Below are 1527 nucleotides of genomic sequence, written 5' to 3'. Positions count from 1 at the left end.
GTTAAGTATGCGCTAAATTAATTCCGCCAACGGGTTTATAAAATATGAATGACAGTTTAATTAATTATTCAATTTATGTAAGTTCTCTTTAAAAGTGTAAAGTTCTATAATTATCAAATATTCATAAACTATGAAGAAAAAGCAAATGAAAGCAAGTCTATTACTTGCGTCTTTATTGACGTTGGGTTTCTCGGTAACTGGGTGTACAAATGACGATTATGATTTTGACCAGATTGATGCTACGATGGGATTTGGTAGTGGCGAATTGGAAATACCTGCCAGTTCTACCATGAACATTCCTTTGTCTGATATTCTGGAACTCGAAGAGAATGGTAGTGTGAAGATTGCCGCAAATGGTGATTATCTGTTCCAATTGACAGGTTCTGGTGCATCATCTGCTTCACCAATGATTTCTCCTATTGTTCTGAGGGGTAATTCTTATTCTAATACGCTAACCTTAAATGCCAATTCTGCTGCCAAGTGTACCCGTGCAGCTGGTAGTCATCTCAGTTTTGTCTCTCCTAAGGAGTTGATGTTTAAATATAATGGTACGGATGCTGCTGTGAAGATCCTGAAAAGTGCTGAGGTGGCTGGCGAAATCGAACTGAAGATTAATCTCACTCTCGGTGGTCTTTCTTCTGCCATCACCAATATTGATAAGGCAACCCTCACCCTTCCTGGCTATCTGGAGATTTCACATGTCTCTGGTAATGGCAATGGCGTTCCTATGGTTGATGGTTCGAAGATTACGGTGAAGGATGTTTCTACAAGCAGCAACCTGCAACTCACCATCAAGGCTAAAAAACTGGATTTTGAAAAACAGGATGCCTATGGTAAGGTCGTTATCGGCAATAATGGCTCAATCAGGATGGATGGTTATTTCGCCCTCGGTATTGAGGCTAATGTAACGAGGGTTCCTACATCTGCACTGACCATCGGTGCCAACGTGTATGTCAATGATATTACCTTGAAGTCTGCTACCGGTATCTTCGACCCAGAAATCAATATCTCAAGCTTGGGTGATGTATCTGTGACTGGCGTTCCTGACTTCCTTTCAGAAGATGGCGTAAGAGCAGACTTGGATAATCCTCAGATTATTCTTTCTATCCAAAATGATATGGATGCAGCGGCAAATGTGAGTGCAAAGGTGATTTCTACCAAGAACGGTCAGAACTTGGCTACCGTGCAACTCCCTGAGATGAATATCTGCAAGACTACTGTTGCGCCAGTGACCAAGATCTGTATCTGCCGCCATAAGACTGCAGAACTGACTGCTCAGTATGGTGCTGCCAATGTATATGAGGTGAGCAACCTGGCTACACTCATCAACCAGCATATTCCAGACCACGTACAGATTACCAATGTAGAGGCAAAGGCTGATCTCAGTCAGGAAATGACTATCGAGTTCGGCCGCAATTATCGTATCGAGCCAAGCTACGAGATTTATGCACCGTTGGCATTTGCCGAGGATGCAGTCATCGAATATGCTGATGATTTCGACGGTTGGAATGATGATCTGGATGATCT

The 1527-nt window shown here is 42.5% G+C and carries 1 protein-coding gene; it reads left to right on the top strand.

The features are described from left to right. Window positions 1-145 precede the first annotated feature (145 nt). Window positions 146-1527: hypothetical protein (locus tag F7D73_RS01850; protein ID WP_153122028.1), on the top strand; the 1382-nt coding region annotated here is incomplete at its 3' end.

Origin of the sequence: Segatella copri, from assembly GCF_009494395.1 — a bacterium.
GTDB lineage: Bacteria > Bacteroidota > Bacteroidia > Bacteroidales > Bacteroidaceae > Prevotella.
This window is presented reverse-complemented; position numbering and strand designations above follow the sequence as displayed.